The 17,600-nt window shown below is 63.1% G+C and carries 17 protein-coding genes; 13 read left to right on the top strand and 4 right to left on the bottom strand.

From position 1 onward, the window contains the following. Positions 1 to 196 precede the first annotated feature (196 nt). From uvrC to DQ230_RS04995, 5 genes are all read left to right on the top strand, one after another. Positions 197 to 2,068, top strand: a complete 1,872-nt coding sequence (gene uvrC, locus DQ230_RS05015; protein ID WP_113911410.1) for an excinuclease ABC subunit UvrC — start codon at positions 197 to 199, stop codon at positions 2,066 to 2,068. 85 nt (positions 2,069 to 2,153) lie between these two features. Next, positions 2,154 to 2,738, top strand: a complete 585-nt coding sequence (pgsA, locus tag DQ230_RS05010) for a CDP-diacylglycerol--glycerol-3-phosphate 3-phosphatidyltransferase (protein ID WP_113911409.1) — start codon at positions 2,154 to 2,156, stop codon at positions 2,736 to 2,738. Continuing rightward, positions 2,738 to 2,983, top strand: coding sequence for a molybdopterin converting factor subunit 1 (moaD, locus tag DQ230_RS05005; RefSeq protein WP_113911408.1), 246 nt, complete (start codon positions 2,738 to 2,740; stop codon positions 2,981 to 2,983). The genes pgsA and moaD overlap by 1 nt, the downstream gene beginning before the upstream one ends. 4 nt (positions 2,984 to 2,987) lie before the next feature. Next, positions 2,988 to 3,434, top strand: a complete 447-nt coding sequence (locus tag DQ230_RS05000) for a molybdenum cofactor biosynthesis protein MoaE (protein ID WP_113911407.1) — start codon at positions 2,988 to 2,990, stop codon at positions 3,432 to 3,434. A 136-nt stretch (positions 3,435 to 3,570) separates the two neighbouring features. Next, the gene (locus DQ230_RS04995; protein ID WP_113911406.1) at positions 3,571 to 4,104 is read left to right on the top strand and encodes a hypothetical protein; all 534 of its coding nucleotides are present in this window, start codon (positions 3,571 to 3,573) and stop codon (positions 4,102 to 4,104) included. Here the strand turns inward: DQ230_RS04995 and DQ230_RS04990 are convergent, their stop codons facing one another. After that, the gene (locus DQ230_RS04990) at positions 4,105 to 5,322 is read right to left on the bottom strand and encodes a UbiH/UbiF/VisC/COQ6 family ubiquinone biosynthesis hydroxylase (RefSeq protein WP_113911558.1); all 1,218 of its coding nucleotides are present in this window, start codon (positions 5,320 to 5,322) and stop codon (positions 4,105 to 4,107) included. A gap of 91 nt (positions 5,323 to 5,413) precedes the next feature. On the opposite strand from DQ230_RS04990, the gene DQ230_RS04985 reads away from it, so the two are divergent. The 3 genes from DQ230_RS04985 (at position 5,414) to DQ230_RS04975 (ending at position 10,905) form a co-directional block, all read left to right on the top strand. Continuing rightward, on the top strand, positions 5,414 to 6,742 hold the full coding sequence (locus tag DQ230_RS04985; RefSeq protein ID WP_113911405.1) for an amidase: 1,329 nt from the start codon (positions 5,414 to 5,416) through the stop codon (positions 6,740 to 6,742). A gap of 388 nt (positions 6,743 to 7,130) precedes the next feature. Continuing rightward, entirely contained in the window at positions 7,131 to 10,076 is a 2,946-nt protein-coding gene (locus DQ230_RS04980) for a DNA translocase FtsK (RefSeq protein WP_113911404.1), read from the top strand. Positions 10,077 to 10,293: 217 nt separating this feature from the next. Next, the gene (locus DQ230_RS04975; protein ID WP_113911403.1) at positions 10,294 to 10,905 is read left to right on the top strand and encodes a LolA family protein; all 612 of its coding nucleotides are present in this window, start codon (positions 10,294 to 10,296) and stop codon (positions 10,903 to 10,905) included. 33 nt (positions 10,906 to 10,938) lie between these two features. Here DQ230_RS04975 and DQ230_RS04970 read toward each other — a convergent pair whose 3' ends face one another. Next, positions 10,939 to 11,526, bottom strand: a complete 588-nt coding sequence (locus tag DQ230_RS04970; RefSeq protein WP_113911402.1) for a transglycosylase SLT domain-containing protein — start codon at positions 11,524 to 11,526, stop codon at positions 10,939 to 10,941. A gap of 365 nt (positions 11,527 to 11,891) precedes the next feature. Here DQ230_RS04970 and hspQ point away from each other — a divergent pair, with 365 nt between their 5' ends. Further along, entirely contained in the window at positions 11,892 to 12,218 is a 327-nt protein-coding gene (gene hspQ, locus DQ230_RS04965) for a heat shock protein HspQ (protein ID WP_113911401.1), read from the top strand. Positions 12,219 to 12,531: 313 nt separating this feature from the next. Here hspQ and DQ230_RS04960 read toward each other — a convergent pair whose 3' ends face one another. Both DQ230_RS04960 and DQ230_RS04955 read right to left on the bottom strand, forming a co-directional pair. Beyond that, complete coding sequence (locus DQ230_RS04960; RefSeq protein WP_113911400.1) at positions 12,532 to 13,041, bottom strand: ATP-binding protein; 510 nt, start codon at positions 13,039 to 13,041, stop codon at positions 12,532 to 12,534. After that, entirely contained in the window at positions 13,041 to 13,379 is a 339-nt protein-coding gene (locus DQ230_RS04955; RefSeq protein WP_113911399.1) for an STAS domain-containing protein, read from the bottom strand. The genes DQ230_RS04960 and DQ230_RS04955 overlap by 1 nt, the downstream gene beginning before the upstream one ends. Before the next feature lie 189 nt (positions 13,380 to 13,568). Here DQ230_RS04955 and DQ230_RS04950 point away from each other — a divergent pair, with 189 nt between their 5' ends. The 4 genes from DQ230_RS04950 (at position 13,569) to DQ230_RS04935 (ending at position 17,600) form a co-directional block, all read left to right on the top strand. Beyond that, positions 13,569 to 14,036 carry a GAF domain-containing protein gene (locus tag DQ230_RS04950; RefSeq protein ID WP_113911398.1) on the top strand — a complete coding sequence of 156 codons (468 nt, stop codon included), beginning with the start codon at positions 13,569 to 13,571 and terminating at the stop codon, positions 14,034 to 14,036. Between the two features lie 94 nt (positions 14,037 to 14,130). Next, entirely contained in the window at positions 14,131 to 14,682 is a 552-nt protein-coding gene (locus tag DQ230_RS04945) for a helix-turn-helix domain-containing protein (protein WP_113911557.1), read from the top strand. A gap of 21 nt (positions 14,683 to 14,703) precedes the next feature. Then, positions 14,704 to 17,145, top strand: coding sequence for a GcvT family protein (locus DQ230_RS04940; RefSeq protein ID WP_113911397.1), 2,442 nt, complete (start codon positions 14,704 to 14,706; stop codon positions 17,143 to 17,145). Beyond that, a complete protein-coding gene (locus DQ230_RS04935; RefSeq protein WP_113911396.1) occupies positions 17,145 to 17,600 on the top strand; it encodes a pyridoxamine 5'-phosphate oxidase family protein in 456 nt (151 codons plus the stop codon). Before DQ230_RS04940 ends, DQ230_RS04935 begins: the two co-directional genes overlap by 1 nt.

The following is a 17,600-nucleotide window of genomic DNA, read 5'->3' as shown; positions in this document are numbered from 1 at the left end:
ATTACCCTTTAAATGCAATGGCTTGGTCATGTGCCTAAAAAATAGGCAGATCGGCGAAGCCTCAATCGAATAAGGGGAAATTGCAGATGCCGCGAAGTTACCCGCAGACTTATCCACAAAAACCGTGGACAGGATTCCCCTTGTATCACCCCGGCCAAGATTGCAGCCGCGCCCATAGAATCATATCTATAGCCCCATGACCGACCAGTCCCCTCAAATGCCTGTGCCGACCGGCCACAAGGTGATCCAGTCCTACCTGCGCACGCTGGACGCGTCGCCGGGTGTTTATCGCATGCTGGATGCGCAGGCGCGGGTTTTATACGTCGGCAAGGCGCGCAATCTGAAGGCGCGGGTCAGCAGCTATGCACGGCCTACCGGGCATACCGGGCGCATCATGCGGATGATCGATGCGACCGCCTCGATGATGTTCCTGACCACCTCGACCGAGACCGAGGCGCTGCTGCTGGAGCAGAACCTGATCAAGCAGCTGAAACCGAAATACAACGTGCTGCTGCGCGACGACAAATCGTTTCCGAACATCCTTGTGACGAAATCGCACGACTACCCGATGATCAAGAAGCATCGCGGCGCCAAGCGCGAGAAGGGCGCGTATTATGGCCCCTTCGCCAGCGCCGGCGCCGTCAATCGCACGCTGGCGCAGCTTCAGCGGGTGTTTCAGCTGCGCAACTGCACGGATTCGGTGTTCGAATCGCGCACGCGGCCCTGCCTGCAATATCAGATCAAACGCTGCACCGCGCCTTGCGTTGGCTACATCTCGAAGGCGGATTATGCCGCTCAGGTCGGGGATGCAGAGCGGTATCTGAGCGGTAAATCAACGGAAATTCAGGAAAAGCTGGCGGGGCAGATGAACGCCGCCAGCGAGGCGATGGAGTTCGAGCGCGCCGCCGCCCTGCGCGATCGGATCAAGGCGATGACGCAGGTGCAGACCGCCCAGGGCATCAACCCGCGCAGCGTGGACGAGGCGGATATCATCGCGTTGCATCTGGAAAACGGACAGGCCTGCGTGCAGGTTTTCTTTATCCGGGGCGGGCAAAACTGGGGCAACCGCGATTTTTACCCCCGTGTCGGCGCTGACGTCGAGGCGCCCGAGGTTCTGGAGGCCTTCATTGGCCAGTTCTACGACACCAAGGAGCCCGCGCGCCAACTGATCCTGTCCGGCGAGATCGAGAACCCCGATCTGATGGCCGAGGCGCTGACCGGCAAGCTGGGCCGCAAGGTGACGCTGCTGGTGCCGCAACGCGGCGAAAAGGCCGAACTGGTGGAGTCGGCCCTGCGCAACGCCCGCGAAAGCCTGGCGCGCAAGATGGCCGAAAGCGCGACGCAGGCGCGCCTGTTGAAGGGCGTGGCCGAGGCGTTTGGGCTGGATGCGCCGCCGCAGCGGATCGAGGTGTACGACAACAGCCATATTCAGGGCGCCCATGCGGTGGGCGCGATGATTGTTGCCGGCCCCGAGGGGATGATGAAAAACCAGTACCGCAAATTCAACATCCGCGGCGACGATCTGACCCCCGGCGACGATTTCGGCATGATGAAAGAGGTGCTTCAGCGCCGCTTCAAGCGTCTGCTGAAAGAAGATCCCGACCGCGCCAAGGGCACATGGCCCGACCTTTTGCTGATCGATGGCGGCGCCGGGCAGGTCAGTGTCGTGCGCGGTATCATGAACGATATGGGCGTCAGCGAAATTCCCATGGTGGGCGTTGCCAAGGGGATCGACCGCGATCTGGGCAAGGAAGAGTTTCACCGCACGGGCCAGCGCCCCATTGCCCTGCAACGCAACGATCCGGTGCTGTATTTCATTCAGCGTCTGCGGGACGAGGCGCACCGCTTTGCCATCGGCACGCACCGTGCCAAACGCTCCAAGGCGGTCAGCGCGACACCGCTGGACGATGTGCCGGGCGTCGGCGCGGCGCGCAAACGCGCGCTGCTGGCGCATTTCGGCAGCGCCAAGGCGGTGAGCCGGGCCAATCTGGCCGATCTCAAGGCCGTGGACGGCGTCAGCGAAGGGCTGGCGCAAAAGATCTTTGACTATTTCCACGACAAGGGATGAGCGCCCGGAAACTTGCGTTTTCGTAGCCGTTTTGCGCAGCAAAACGGGGCTTTCGCAGGTGCCCGTTGCGGGATAGACATGGGGGATGACATGGACCATTCCCAATATCCTGACGCTTTTGCGCCTGTTGGCCGCGCCCGGCGTGGCGGTCATGTTTCTTTATTTCGACCGGCCCTATGCCGACTGGTTCGCGCTGATCCTGTTCGTCACGGCCGCGATCACCGATTGGTTCGATGGCTATCTGGCGCGTTCGTGGAAACAGGAAACCCGGCTTGGCGCCATGCTGGACCCGATCGCTGACAAGTCGATGGTGGTGGTCGCGCTCATGGTGATCGTCGGTTATTCAACAATGTCGCCCTGGCTGGTCCTTCCTGCAACCGTGATCTTGTTTCGCGAGGTATTCGTGTCTGGTCTGCGCGAGTTTTTGGGTGACACGGCAGGCACCCTGAAGGTCACCAAACTGGCAAAATGGAAGACGACCGCGCAGATGGTGGCGATTGCAACGCTGTTCGCGCAGGGCGTGTTCGAGGGGCATGGCTGGAAATTGGCCAGCATGCATTACACATGGTATGCAGGGCTGTGGCTTTTGTGGCTGGCGGCGGTGCTGACGCTGATTTCGGGTATCGATTACCTGCTGAAATCGCTGCCATATCTGAGGGATGATCGCTGATGGATGTGCTTTATTTTGCCTGGGTGCGCGAGCGGATCGGCCTGCCGCGCGAAACGGTACAGACCAGCGCCGCGACAGTGCGCGATCTGGTGGCGGAGCTGAGCGCGCGCGAGGCGCGCTATGAGGCCGCATTTGCGGATACGACGGCGCTGCGCGTGGCGGTGAATCAGGAGCTGGCTGATTTCGACACTCCCCTTGCGGGCGCACGCGAGGTGGCGTTTTTCCCGCCCATGACCGGGGGCTGAGCGCGTGGATATACGGGTGCAGGAGGCGCCGTTTGATTTCGGCGCAGAGGCCAACGCATTTGCACTGCGCCAATCCGGCATGGGGGCGGTCGTGACCTTCACCGGCATCGTGCGCGATCTGGACGGCGCCTTGGATCACATGCAGATTGAGCATTATCCGGGCATGACGGAAAAGGCGCTGCATTCCATCGCCGAGGATGCGCATGGGCGCTGGGATCTGGGCGGCAGTCTGATCATTCACCGCCATGGGCTGTTGCGCGCCGATGACATGATCATGATGGTCGCCACCGCATCGCGCCACCGCAAGGATGCGTTCGAGGCGGCGATGTTCCTGATGGATTACCTGAAATCGCGCGCGCCGTTCTGGAAAAAAGAAACCGCCCACGGCGGGGCCGACTGGGTGGCCGCCAGGTCCGAGGATGAGGATGCGCTGGAAAGCTGGCGCAAGTAATGCGGCGGCCTGTCGGGGCTGATCGTGTCGCCCGGTCGTAATTAACGATAGTCAAAGCCGCTTGACCGGTGCAATCTGGCTGTCAGATCCGCCCGGCCACGCGCCGCCTGTCTTGATACCCGCAAGGACCGCCCTCATGCCGCACATGCCCCGCAATCACCGTCTTGCCCTGAAACTGGCCATCGTTGGTGCGTCGCTGATCGCGCTTCAGGGGTGCGGCGGCGCAATGGCCAACATGTTCGGCCCGCGCGCCCCTGCGGTGGAGCAGATCCGCGTGCCGCAAACCGGCCCGACGCGGCCCCCCGCGGGCGCAGGCGCGGCAGCGCCCGGAATTATCCGAAGCGCTGATATTGCGCAGCGCCGCGACATCGCGTTGAATGTGACCTATCTGGAGCGGATCCTTGTGCCGGTCGGCTCGGATCTGGTGGTGCAGGCGCAATCGGGTGGAAATCGCCCGCCCGCAATCAGAAGGGTCCAGACCCAGGGCGGCCCGCCCTATAGCATAAATTTGCCGGTCGATACGGGGCAGGGGGCCTATCCCATGACGGTTCAGGCAACGCTGCGGTCAACCATCGGCCATGTTCTGACCGGCGCAACCGTGCTTCAGGCCCGCCCGAGCGGTCCTGTCGACATCGTTATGCGCACGCGTAGGGCGGATACTGCCGAGTAATCAGCGCATCAGATCAGGCAGATCGCCGGTCAGGCCAGCCGCCTCGCGCATGAAGGCGCGGCGCACCGGTGCGGCAGCGTTTATTGCCCCCATGCCAATGTCGCGCACCGCGCGCAGTAGTGGATTATCATTCGAAAACAAGCGGTTGCTAAGGTCCGTTGTCATTGCCAACGTGGCAACATCGAACCGGCGCCAGCGCTGATACCGCTCCAGCACATCGGGCGCGGCCAGATCCTCGCCGCGCTGACGGGCGTCCGTCAGCACCTGATGCAGCGCCCCGACATCGCGCAGCCCGGCGTTCAGGCCCTGCCCCGCGATGGGGTGCATGCCGTGCGCCGCATCCCCGATCAGCGCAACACGCGGCGCGACAAAGCTGTTCGCGACGGTCAGGCCCAGCGGATAGGTGTAGCGCTTGCCTGTCAGGGAAATTTCGCCCAGGAAATCGCCAAAGCGCGGGCGCAGCACATGCAGGAAATCGTCGTCGCTGAGCGCGGCGAATTCGGCGGCGGTTTTGTCGCTTTCGCTCCAGACGATGGAGGACATGTTGCCGGGCAGCGGCAAAATGGCCAGCGGCCCCGGCGGCATGAAGAACTGATGCGCGATTCCGTGATGCGGCAATTCGTGCGACAGCGCACAGACCAGTGCGGTCTGCCCATACCCCCAGCCCGTGCGCTGAATCCCCGCCCGCGATGCGGTGCCCGAGCTGCGCCCGTCCGCGCCGACAATCAGCCGCGTGCGCAAGGTTTTGCCCGAGGCAAGCGTAAGCGTTGCCCCGTCCGGCCCGGTTGTCTGCGACACTACCGCATCACCGGAAATCTGCGTGATTTCGGATGTTTCATTCATCTTGGCCAGCAGGGCAGGGCGCAGAACGCGATCCTCGCACATATGGCCCATCGGGCCTTCTTCCAGCTCGGCATGGTCGAAATGCAGGTAAAACGGCGATAGCGGCCCGGCGCCGGCGCGCCCGTCGCTGACCTTGATTTCCAGCATGGGCTGGGTCCGGTCCTCAATGCTGTCCCAGACGCGGATCGCGCGCAGTAACCGCACCGAGGCCAGTGCCAGCGCATAGGCGCGGCCGTCAAACGCGGTGTCGTTGCGCACATCTTCGGGCAGGGCGTCAACGATGGTCACGGTCAGCCCCGAGTGTGCCAGAGCCAATGCAAGGGCAGGGCCGTTCAGGCCGCCGCCGACGATCACGATATCACTGTCATGTTTCATGCGTCCCAATATGGCGGGGAATGCCGGATTGTCCATGCGCCAACGCGCCGCTACTGTCGGCACGATTGCAGCTAAGGGGTGAGGGCGGAACATGCAGGACTGGCTGAAAATGGGCGTTGCGGAGCTGGGGCGCGGCATTGGCGCGGGCAGCATTGACGCGGCGGCGCTGACCGAAACCTATCTGGACGCCATAGATGCGCATCCTGCCGGGCCGCGCATCTATTCGACCGTCACCCACGAACGCGCCCGCGCCGAGGCAGCTGCCGCCGCTGAGCGCGCGCGAGGCGGCCAGCGGCGCGGGCTGCTGGATGGCGTGCCGATCAGTTGGAAGGATATGTTTGACAGCGCCGGCACCGCGACCGAAGCCGGATCGCGCCTGCTGAAAGGCCGCGTGCCCGAGCGCGACGCCGAGGTGCTGCGCCGTGCCACCGCCGCCGGTATGGTGTGCCTGGGCAAGACGCATATGAGCGAGCTGGCGTTTTCCGGCCTTGGGCTGAACCCGATGACGGCCACGCCCCCTTGCATCAATGACGCGGGCGCGGTGGCCGGCGGGTCATCCAGCGGGGCGGCGTCCGGTATTGCGCATGATCTGGCACCGGGCGCCATCGGCAGCGATACGGGCGGATCGGTGCGGGTGCCTGCCGCGTGGAACGATCTGGTGGGGCTGAAGACAACGGCGGGGCGCGTGCCGGCGCGCGGCACCGTTCCGCTGGCGGCGCGGTTTGACACGATCGGCCCACTGGCGCGCAGTGTCGAGGATGCGGCCCTGCTACTGTCGGTGCTTGAGGCGCGGGCCGCGCCCGATCTGCGCGGTGCATCCTTGCGCGGGATGCGCTTTGCCGCGCTGCAAAGCGCGGTGATGAGCGATCTGCGCGACGCACCCGCACGGGCCTATGCAGAGGCCAGCGACCGGTTGGCCGCAGCAGGCGCCACGATCACGCCTGTCACCGCCCCCGAGGTGGACGAGGCAATGGATCTGGCCGCCGTGCTGTTTTCGGGCGAGGCCTATGGCACCTGGGGCGCCGTGATCGAAGCGGACCCCGACCTGATGTTCGGCCCGATCCGTGACCGGTTTCGCGGCGGGCAAGCCTTTGGCGCGCCGGATTTTGTTTCCGCGTGGCAGCGGCTGGACAGCCTGCGCACGGTCTGGGCCGCGCGAATGGCGGGGTTTGATGCGGTTTTGATGCCAACCGCGCCCAATCTGCCCCCGAACGCGCAGCGCCTGCTGGAGGATGGGGCGTATTACGTGACCGAAAACCTGCTGACATTGCGCAACACCCGTGTCGGCAATCTGATGGGCCTTGCCGCGATCACCTTGCCTACCGGCGTGCCAAGCTGCGGCATCATGCTGTGCGGGCAGGCGATGGGAGAGGACCGGCTGCTGCGCATCGCCAGGGCCGCGGAGGCGGCGCTGGGATGAGACGCCGGATTTGGGTATTTTTACCACGAAAAAGCCCGGCGGTGCCTATGATATTGCCCGCTTTGCCATAAATGCCACAATAGGCGCATTGCCGGAATGGTTTTGCTGGACGCACCGGCGGGCAACGGGTAGTTTTGGCGGATACGGGGCGAGAATGATCCCGACCTGAGGCAGTATTTCGATGGTATCCGAGCGGTTTCCGATTATGCGGTGTCTGCTGATGTGCGTGAGTGCGATCCTTTGTGTCGCGCCGTGACCGTCTGATATCGTAATTTCAGCCCCTCAGGGACAGTATTCAATCAGCCGGATCGGGGATGCCGCTGCATCCCTGCCGCGGCAGGCGGGCGTATCGCGGGGCCGATGGGCACGGGTTAGGACGAGGGAAACGATGGCATATCAGACACGCGGGCGCGATCCTTTGCTGGACAGCAACATGGCGCAGGCCATCGAAAAACGTGGCAAGGAATTGCTGGGTCTGGCGCTGTTGGGGCTGGCGGTGTTGGCCACGATGATGTTCGCATCCTACAGCGCCGACGATCCCAGCTGGCTGTCGGCGGTCGATACGCCTGTGCAGAACTGGCTGGGCCAGACCGGCGCGACCATTTCGGCGACGCTGTTCATGGTCGTCGGCTGGGGCGGCTGGGGAATTGCCGTGGCGCTGGCCGCTTGGGGTGTCAGGTTCGTTCTGCACAAGGGGCAGGACCGGGCCATGGCGCGCGTGATTTTCATTCCGATCTGGATTGCTGTTCTGTCGCTTTATTCTGCGTCGCTGACGCCGGGGGCAGACTGGTATGCCAGCCACAGCTTTGGCTTGGGCGGTATATTTGGCGATACGGTCCTGGGCGCCGTTCTGGGTGTCTTGCCGATTGGCGCGGCAATCGGGCTGAAGCTGCTGTCGCTGCTTTTGGGCGTGGTGATGTTGGGTCTGGGTGCGTTTGTCATGGGGTTTGAGCGTGCTGAAATGGCGCGCGGTGTGAAGCTGGCCTTGCTGGGTTGCATCATGGCGTATTCGGCGCTGATCGCGCTTGCCACGCGCGGCGCGTCTGGCGCGGCAGTGGCGGCGCGCAGTGCGCAGGCGCGGCGGATGGACCGCCGGGCCGAGGCGCCAGAGCCGGCCGTTCAGGCGCCGCAGCCGCGCGTTGGCCGCAGCGCGCATGCCAAGGTCTATGACGAGGCGGAGGCGCCGGTACTGCACGCCCCTGCGCGCCATGCGCCCGAACGGGCGCCTGAAAAGGCATCGGGCGGGTTGCTGGGGCGGATGCCATCGCTGATGCGCAAGCCCGAGCCGTTGCCGCAGGCCGAATGGGTCGATCAGCAGGCGACGGCGCAGGACCGTCCGATGCCCGGCGAGGACCGCATAAAGGAGAAGATTGCCGACGTGATCAAATCGCGCGTGCGCAAGGCGCCTGCGATGCATGTGCCGCTGAGCAGTGGGGCAGGGCGCGGCGTTCGGCGCGGGCCTCAGCCGCTGGTTCTGGACACGGCGCGCGCTGCGCGCCTGCCGGAAGAGCCGCCCTTGACCGCCGCGGCCGCGCTGCCCGCGGAGCCGCCCCTGACCGCACCGTCCTTGCGCGTTCCGCCCGCGCCGCGCGTTGCAGAACCCGAGCCGCAGGTCGAGGTCGCCGCGCAGGAAGATGCGTTTGAGGATGAGGCCGTCATTCTGGACGATACCGCCCCTGCGCCACCCGCGCCCCGAATCGCCCCGGCGCCCGAGGCAAAGAAGGTGGTGCAGCACACCCAGCGACGCGTTGTCGCCCCGTCCGCCCGTGCAGTTGCCGAGGCGCAGCCCGCGCTCGAATTCGAGGAGAGCACCGGCACCCAGTACGAGCTGCCGCCGCTTAGCCTGCTGTCCAGCCCGGACACCATCACGCGCTACCACCTCAGCGACGAGGCGCTGGAGGAAAACGCGCGCATGCTGGAGGTTGTGCTGGACGATTACGGCGTCAAGGGCGAGATCGTATCGGTCCGCCCCGGCCCCGTCGTGACCATGTACGAGCTGGAGCCGGCGCCGGGCCTGAAGGCCAGCCGCGTCATCGGCCTGTCGGACGATATCGCGCGGTCCATGTCGGCGCTGTCGGCGCGCGTTTCCACCGTGCCGGGCCGTACCGTGATCGGGATCGAGCTGCCAAACGACAACCGCGAGATGGTGTCCTTGCGCGAGATTCTGTCGACCCGCGACTTTGGCGATGGCAACCACAAGCTGCCGCTGGCGCTGGGCAAGGATATCGGTGGCGATCCGATGGTGGTCAACCTGGCCAAGATGCCCCACCTTCTGATCGCGGGCACAACCGGGTCAGGCAAATCGGTGGCGATCAACACGATGATCCTGTCGCTGCTCTACAAGCTGACGCCGGATGACTGCCGGATGATCATGATCGACCCCAAGATGCTGGAACTGAGCGTTTACGACGGTATCCCGCATCTGCTCAGCCCGGTCGTGACCGATCCGAAAAAGGCGGTCGTCGCCCTGAAATGGACCGTCGCCGAGATGGAAGAGCGCTATCGCAAGATGTCCAAGATGGGCGTGCGCAACATCGACGGCTACAACAGCCGCGTCGCCGATGCGCTGAGCAAGAACGAGATGTTCAGCCGCACCGTGCAGACCGGATTTGACGACGACACCGGCGAGCCGGTCTTCGAGACGGAAAAATTCGCGCCCGAAAAGATGCCCTATATCGTCGTCATTGTCGACGAAATGGCCGACCTGATGATGGTCGCGGGCAAGGAGATCGAGGCCTGTATCCAGCGCCTCGCCCAGATGGCGCGTGCGTCCGGCATCCATATCATCATGGCCACGCAGCGCCCGTCCGTCGATGTCATCACCGGCACGATCAAGGCGAACTTTCCCACGCGCATCAGCTTCCAGGTGACGTCGAAGATCGACAGCCGCACCATTCTGGGCGAAATGGGCGCCGAGCAGCTGCTGGGCATGGGCGACATGCTGTATATGGCGGGCGGCGCGAAAATCACCCGCTGCCATGGCCCATTCGTCAGCGATGAAGAGGTCGAGGAGGTCGTCAATAACCTCAAGGCATATGGACCGCCTGCCTATGTCGGCAGCGTTCTGGAAGGCCCGGACGAGGACAAGGCCAGCAGCATCGACGCCGTCCTGGGCCTGTCCACCGGCGGCAATACCGAGGGCGAGGATGCGCTGTACGATCAGGCGGTTCAGATCGCGATTACCGACCGCAAATGTTCGACCTCCTATATCCAGCGCAAGCTGGCCATCGGCTATAACAAGGCTGCGCGTCTGGTTGAACAGATGGAGGATCAGGGCGTGGTGTCAGCGGCAAACCACGTGGGCAAACGCGAAATTCTGGTTCCCGAACGGTAGTGCCTGCAAATGCGAAACCCGGCGATCCGGCACCCGTTGCGGTGCCGGTTTGCGTTTTGAGCGTCATGTGCCGCCACCTTCCCCTTGATAACCGGTACAAATCTGCCGATATCGACATGATGCGCGGTTGTTATCGCATAGCAGCACCGGCATTGGCATGAAGGGCAACGCATTCGCGCCATCCGGCACGCCACCCGATTCGAGGAGGATTCGACTCATGAGATATATCACCGCCGCCATCACGGCGACCGCAGCCTGCCTGGTTCTGGCCTTGCCTGCTGCCGCAGAAAAACTGTCTCTTGGTGAAATCTCGCGCTATCTGAACAGCTTTCAGACCGCCAGCGGAGCCTTTACGCAAATAAACGACGACGGCACCATCAGCCAGGGCCGTATCCTGATCAAGCGGCCGGGGCGCGTGCGCTTTGAATATCAGCCGCCCGAGGATATGCTGGTGGTCGCGGATGGCGATACGGTGGGCATCATCGATGGCAAATCCAATGATGGGCCCCAAGGGTATCCGCTGAACCGCACGCCGCTGTCGATCATTCTGGCGCGTAATGTCGATCTGACGCGCGCCCGCATGGTGACCGGCCACGCCAGCGATGGCAAAACGACAACCGTGCGCGCGCAGGATCCCGAGCATCCTGAATATGGCAGTATCGAGCTGGTCTTTACCGCCGCCCCGACCGAACTGCGCCAGTGGGTCATCAATGACAGCGGCGGCAGCCGGACAACGGTTATTCTGGGGGATCTGGAAACGGGCGTGCGGCTGGGAAATGACAGTTTTGTCATTCCCGGCATCGGGTCCAGCGGTCCACGGGATCGTTAACGCGTTGCCGCCCCGGTGGGGCGGCGCATGCTGTCAGCGTCCGCAGCGACGCAGCTGGGATTGGTAGGTGGCGGCGCGGGATTCGACCGTGCCGGCCACGCGCACCAGCCATGCCTTGTTATTGTATGTCCCGCGGCGATATCCGCTGCGGCCTTCGTGATAGGCCAGATACTGATTGCGCGCGTCGTACATCTGGATTCCCAGCTCGTCGCGCGATTTGGACATGTACCAGCCCATGAAATCGGTCGCATCGTGGATATTGTCGCGCCGCGCCCGGCGCGATCCGGTCTGGGCTACATATTCGTCCCAGGTACCGTCCAGCGCCTGACTGTATCCGAAGGCCGAGCTTTGGCGGCCCATCGGAATAATCCCCAGAGTGTAACGGTAGGGGGTGCGCGCGTCGCTGTCGAACTTGCTTTCCTGATAGATGGTGGCCATCTGCACATGGGTGGGAACGCCCCAGCGCCGCTCGGCGGCGCGGAAGGCACGGGAATATTGCGGTCGTTCCTTGAGAATGGCGCAGGCATCGTCCATCTGTCTTGGGGATTCGCCATAGCCGCCACCGCGCCCGCAGGCTGCGACCAATACCATCAAAAGGACCGCGCGAAGCTGTCTGCTCATTACTGCCTCTGCTCTTGTTATCGGGGCAGTCTGCGCTGCCTCCGTTTTTCGTTTAAGGCCAAGTGTATCCAATTTCGGCCCAATGGGAAATCACGATTTCACCGCAACGGCCCGATGTGGCGGGATAGCACTGATGCAGATGCGGCAAGAGTGCCCGCGGCGCCAGCCACAGACTGTTTCCACATCAGGCGCGATCAGCGTTGGACAAAGCCCACTTGAAACATTTATCCTTATACCCTAAAGCGTTTCGACGTTTGGCAACCACTGCGAAAGGTCAGGACGCCCGCAACGATCGACCGTTGCACGCGTTTTGAATTCAAGTTGCGGCGCAACTTTAACTCGAAACGCTATAGGGGCTGCATCATATGCTGAAATCGCGTGCGAAATATCATCTGGGCCAGATCGTCCGCCACAAGAAACATCCGTTTCGCGGTGTGGTTTTCGACGTGGACCCGGAATTTGCCAATACCGAGGAATGGTACGCATCGATCCCCGAAGACAGCCGCCCGGTAAAGGATCAGCCATTCTATCACCTTTTGGCTGAAAATGATCAAAGCTACTACGTTGCCTATGTCAGCGAGCAGAACCTGATCGCCGACTATTCTGGCGAACCGGTGGAGCATCCCGACATTGAGGATTTGTTCGGACCGTTCGAGGACGGACAGTATCCGCTGCACTTCCAACTGAATTGAAGCCAGGTCGAAATGGACCACGATCTGCCTTTGATCGCTAACCCTGCGGGGGAGGCGTATGGCGACGCGCGTCCTGCGCCACGTTCCAACTACCGGCTTTAAAATCCTCGGCGCCGCGCACTGGGTGGGGGCTGTTAAACGCGGCGCCGAGGGAAGCTGTTGAAGCTACAGAAAAAAGCGTAGCGCGCCAGTCTGGCGTCAATGAGAAAAGACAACGGCAAGTTTGCGGCAAGGAGTCTTCCGCTATCCCTGAACAGGCGCGCATGCTCTCGTGATCGTCTGAGGCTGGTCCCCGGCCATGCCGGATCACACTTCACTCTACTGGGGTTGCGACCGCGGCCGTCCTGGCAAAGGAAATGCGCAGGCACAGATGATTCTCTCCAGCGTGGCGGGTGTAGCTCAAACAGTCGGTCAGCTTGCGAATCAGATACCAGCCAAAGCCCCCTTCGGGCAGTGAGTGCGCGCTTCCGCCCAAGGGCGGCAACTGGCCAACCGGCGGCGACAGACCCGGAAGGGCGGTGCCCGTGTCGACGATTTCGGCCGTCAAGCCGCCTTGCCGTGTGGTCAGGGTGACGCGAATCGTAGCGCCCAGCGCGGCGACAAGGGCATGTTCGGCGATGTTGTTCAGTGCTTCCGCTAGCACGATTTCCGCCGTCCCGCAAAAATCCGCGTCCAGCCCCCTTGCGCTTAGAAACCCTCTCATTTCCGCCAGCCCGGCCCGGACGCCTTTTTCAGTTGCCTGAATGGCAAACACCCTTCGGCGCGCTGAGACTGCGTCGCGCGCGGTTTTGGCGGGGGCACCCTGATCTGCGGCCCAGTCCATTATCCGGCCTGCCGGGTCGCCAGATCCTCCAGCGATGGATGGATGGCAAAGATGGTGTCCATGCGTGTCAATCGGAATACCTTGGCCACGTCCGGCGTCAGGCAGGCCAGATCCATCCGGCGGCCCGGACCCAGCAGCTTGAACGCCGCAACAATCGCGCCCAGCCCGCTGGAATCGATGAATTGCACCTGCCCCAGATCCAGCACAACGGGATCCGTCGCATCCGCCGTGGCGGCGCGCATGGCGTCCTTGAATGCGATGGCCTGCGCGGCATCGATTCGGGGGGCATTCACCGTAATCAGGTGGTGCTGGCCGATGTGACTGGTTTCAAGGTTCATATATACTCCGCTGTTTTATGACGCCTGCATGCAGGTTAGGGGCTAAACCTTACCAATCGGTGTGCGCCGCCAGAAAAAGCGTTTGCGCGGCCCTTGCCCTGCTGCGTGGGCTGTGTTTCTGCGGTGCGAAAACCGGCGCCGCGCGGTATGAGCGCGCGTGGCCGCATAGTGCAAAAGGACAGATCAAAGATGCGAATCGACTATGAGGACAAGGCGAAAACGCTCGCCGCGCTGACCGCGGGAGAACGCGATCAAATCGCGCTGATGGCGACGATGGTCTGCGAGCTGCACCATGCCGATGACAGGTTCGACTGGACGGGATTTTACCGCGTGACCCAGCCTGAAATATTGCGAATCGGGCCATATCAGGGCGGGCATGGCTGCCTTGTCATCCCGTTTTCGCGCGGTGTCTGCGGTGCGGCGGCGCGCACCGGGCAGGTGCAGCTGGTTGATGACGTGAATGCGTTTGAGGGGCATATCGCCTGCGCCAGTTCGACCCGCTCCGAGATCGTGTTGCCGGTCTACGGTGCGGATGGTGCGCTGATCGGGGTTCTGGACATCGACAGCGATCAGCCTTCAGCCTTTGATCAGCGCGATGTGGACGGATTGACCCGGCTCTTGCAACAGGTGTTCGGCGGGTCAAGCGACAAGGCGTGAAATTTTCGTTGCTTTTTTCATCAAGGCGCGGCAGCGTGAAAATGTAACGTCCGTTTTCACCAGGCGAGCTGCCGTGACCGCACTTCTGAGCACGATGCACCACAAAGTTGGCGCCGATCTGCGCGCCCTGCGCAAGGCGCGGGGCGTCACGCTGGCCGCATTGGCACAGCAGCTGGGCCGGTCCGTCGGCTGGCTGAGCCAGGTCGAGCGGGATCTGTCTTCGCCATCGGTTGCCGACATGCGCAGCATTTCAGCGGCGCTGAATGTGCCGCTGTCGCTGCTGCTCGACCATTCGGGCGCGGCCGAGGATGAGGCGGGCTATATCGTGCGCAGTGATGCCCGGCGCGCCATAGGCAAGCACATTCCCGGCCTGACCGAAGAATTGCTTTCGCCCGATCTGACCGATGATTTCGAGGTGGTGCATTCCACCTTTGCCCCCGCCGCCCGCGCTGCGGCGCCTCAGACGCGCGCCACGCAAGAGGTGGGTTACATGCTGTCTGGCCGGCTGGATCTGACGATCGCGGGCCGCCGCTTTACCGTGGGTGTCGGTGACAGTTTCCGCATCCGGAACGACCCGTTTGAATGGCACAACCCGTATGATGTTCCCGCCGTCGCGATCTGGGTGATCGCACCGCCTGTTTATTAACCCGATAAGGAGACGCAGCAGATGAGCAATTTTCCCAGCACGGCCCGCGTGGTCATCATCGGCGGCGGCGCCGTGGGCGCGTCCGGCCTTTACCATCTGGCACGCGCGGGCTGGACCGATTGCGTTCTGCTGGAAAAGAACGAGCTGACGGCGGGCAGCACATGGCACGCGGCGGGCAACTGCCCGACGTTTTCCACCTCATGGGCCGTGATGAACATGCAGCGCTATTCGACCGAGCTCTATCGCGGGCTGGCCGAGGCGGTGGATTACCCGATGAACTACCACGTCACCGGGTCCATCCGTTTGGGCCATTCGGACGAGCGCGTGCAGGAATTCCAGCGTGCCTGCGGCATGGGCCGCTATCAGGGCATGGACATGGAGATGCTGACGCCCGAGGAGGCGAAGGCGCGCTATCCTTTCATGGAAACGCATGATCTGAAGGGTGTGCTCTATGATCCCAATGACGGCGATATCGACCCCAGCCAGCTGACGCAGGCATTGGCAAAGGGCGCGCGCGATCTGGGCGCGCGGATTGAACGGTTTTGCCCCGCGACCGGGATCAGCCGTGAGAATGGCGAATGGGTGGTGCATACCCACAAGGGCGATATCCGCTGCGAATTCGTCGTGAACGCGGCCGGCTATTACGCGCAAAAGGTCGGCGAATGGTTCAAGCCCTATGGCGGGCGCACCGTGCCGATGATGGTGATGAGCCACCAGTATCTGCTGACCGATGAAATCCCGGAGATTGCCGAATATACCGCAAACCATGGCAAGCTGCCGCTGATGCGCGACGTCGACAGCTCTTACTACCTGCGGCAGGAAAAGACCGGCCTGAACCTTGGCCCGTATGAGCGGAACTGCAAGGCGCACTGGATCACGCCGGATGATCCTTTCCCCGAGGATTTCAGCTTCCAACTTTACCCCGACGATCTGGAGCGGCTGGAATGGTATATCGAGGATGCGATGGCCCGCGTCCCCCTGCTGGGCAAGGTCGGCATCAACAAGGTGATCAACGGACCCATCCCCTATGCACCTGACGGCCTGCCGCTGCTTGGCCCGATGCCGGGCGTGCCGAACGCGTTCGAGGCGTGCGTTTTCACCTTCGGCATCTCTCAGGCCGGCGGCGCGGGCAAGGTTCTGGCCGAGTGGATCACCGAGGGCGCGACGGAATGGGACATGTGGGCCACCGATCCGCGCCGCTACACCGATTACACCGACAACGATTACTGCATCCAGAAGGGGATGGAGGTTTACGGCCATGAATATGCCATGCATTTCCCTTGGCATGAATGGCCAGCGGGCCGCGACAAGAAGCTGGGACCGAACGACGATATCGTGCGCGAGCAGGGCGGCGTCATGGGCGCCTATAACGGGTGGGAGCGCGCCAACTGGTTCGCGCAGCCCGGCGATGACACCAGCGAAGAGGCCACGCAGACGTGGAACCGGGGCGGCCCGTGGGCCAATCGCATCGCCGAGGAATGCGCCGCCGTGCACAACCATTGCGGCGTGCTGGACCTGCCCGGATTTTCCCGCTTCTGGGTGCGGGGGCAGGGCGCGGATGACTGGCTGCGCGGGTTTGTCACCGGTAGCTTGCCACGCGTCGGGCGGATGAACCTTGTCTATGTGGCCGACAAGCGGGGCCGGATCCTGACGGAATGGTCCTGCATCCGGCAGGCCGAGGACAGCTTCATCCTGATCACCGCCGCCACGGCGCAATGGCATGATGGCGAGCTGATCCGCGCGGGCGTGCCGGAGGGTGTGACGGTCAATGAGACCACGACCGAGCGCTCCGCCCTGATCGTCACGGGGCCGCAAAGCCGCGCGATCCTTGGCCCGCTGACCGATGGCGATCTGACGCTGCCATGGCTTAGCCACCAGCATTGCACGGTGGCGGGTAAAATGGCGCATCTGATCCGCGTGTCCTTTGCCGGGGAACTGGGCTGGGAAGTGCATGCCGCGAACGAGGATATGCCCGATATCTACCGCGCCATTCTGGACGCGGGCGCCAAGCCATTTGGCATGTATGCGCTGAACAGCTTGCGGATTGAGAAGGGCTATCGCGCGTGGAAGGGCGACCTCAGCACCGATTATTCGATGTTCGAGGGCGGGCTGGACCGGTTCGTCAAGCTGGACAAACCGCAGGATTTCCCCGGCAAGGCGGCGCTGATGGCCGAGAAACAGCAGGGCAGCGCCAAGCGGTTCGTCACGCTGATCGTCGACGCCGGGGATGCCGATGCACCCTATATGTCAACGATCTGGCATGACGGCAAAGTAGTGGGCGAGACGACCAGCGGCGCATGGGGCTACCGCGTGGGCGCGTCAATCGCCTTGGGCATGGTGCGCGCCGATCTGGCGGTGCCGGGCACCGAGCTGGAGGTGGAAATCTACGGCGAACGGTTCCGCGCGGTGGTGCAGCCTGACGCGCCGCTCTGGGATCCGGAAAACGAAAGGATACGCGCCTGATGCTGACCCAATCTGACGAAGATCTGATCGCCAACTTTCCGCTGGGGTTTGTCGCCACCATCACGCCGGGCGGCCTGCCGGCCGTCAGCCCAAAGGGCACGTTTCTGGTGCTGGATCACCTGACCGTCGGCTTTGGCAATATCCGCTCGCCCGGCACGCTGGCCAACCTGCGGCACAATCCCTACGCCGAGGTGAATTTCATCGACCAATGGACGCGCAAGGGCCTGCGCCTGCGCGGCCCCGCCCGCATCGCCGAAGAAGGGACATCGGAATTCATCGCGCTGATCGGCCTGTGGCAGGAAGTCTGGGGCGATCTGGCGGATCGCATCACCGATCTGGTCCTGATCGACGTGGAAGCGACCGGCGAGCTGACAACGCCGCCCTATGACGACGGCGTTACCGAGGACGAGATGATCGCCGCCTACAAACTCAAATTTGCCAAGATTTATCCCTGA

The organism is Roseovarius dicentrarchi, assembly GCF_003316635.1.
GTDB classification, from domain to species: Bacteria; Pseudomonadota; Alphaproteobacteria; order Rhodobacterales; family Rhodobacteraceae; genus Roseovarius; species Roseovarius dicentrarchi.
Note: the sequence above shows the minus strand (reverse complement) of the source record. Positions and strands in the feature narration are given on the sequence as shown.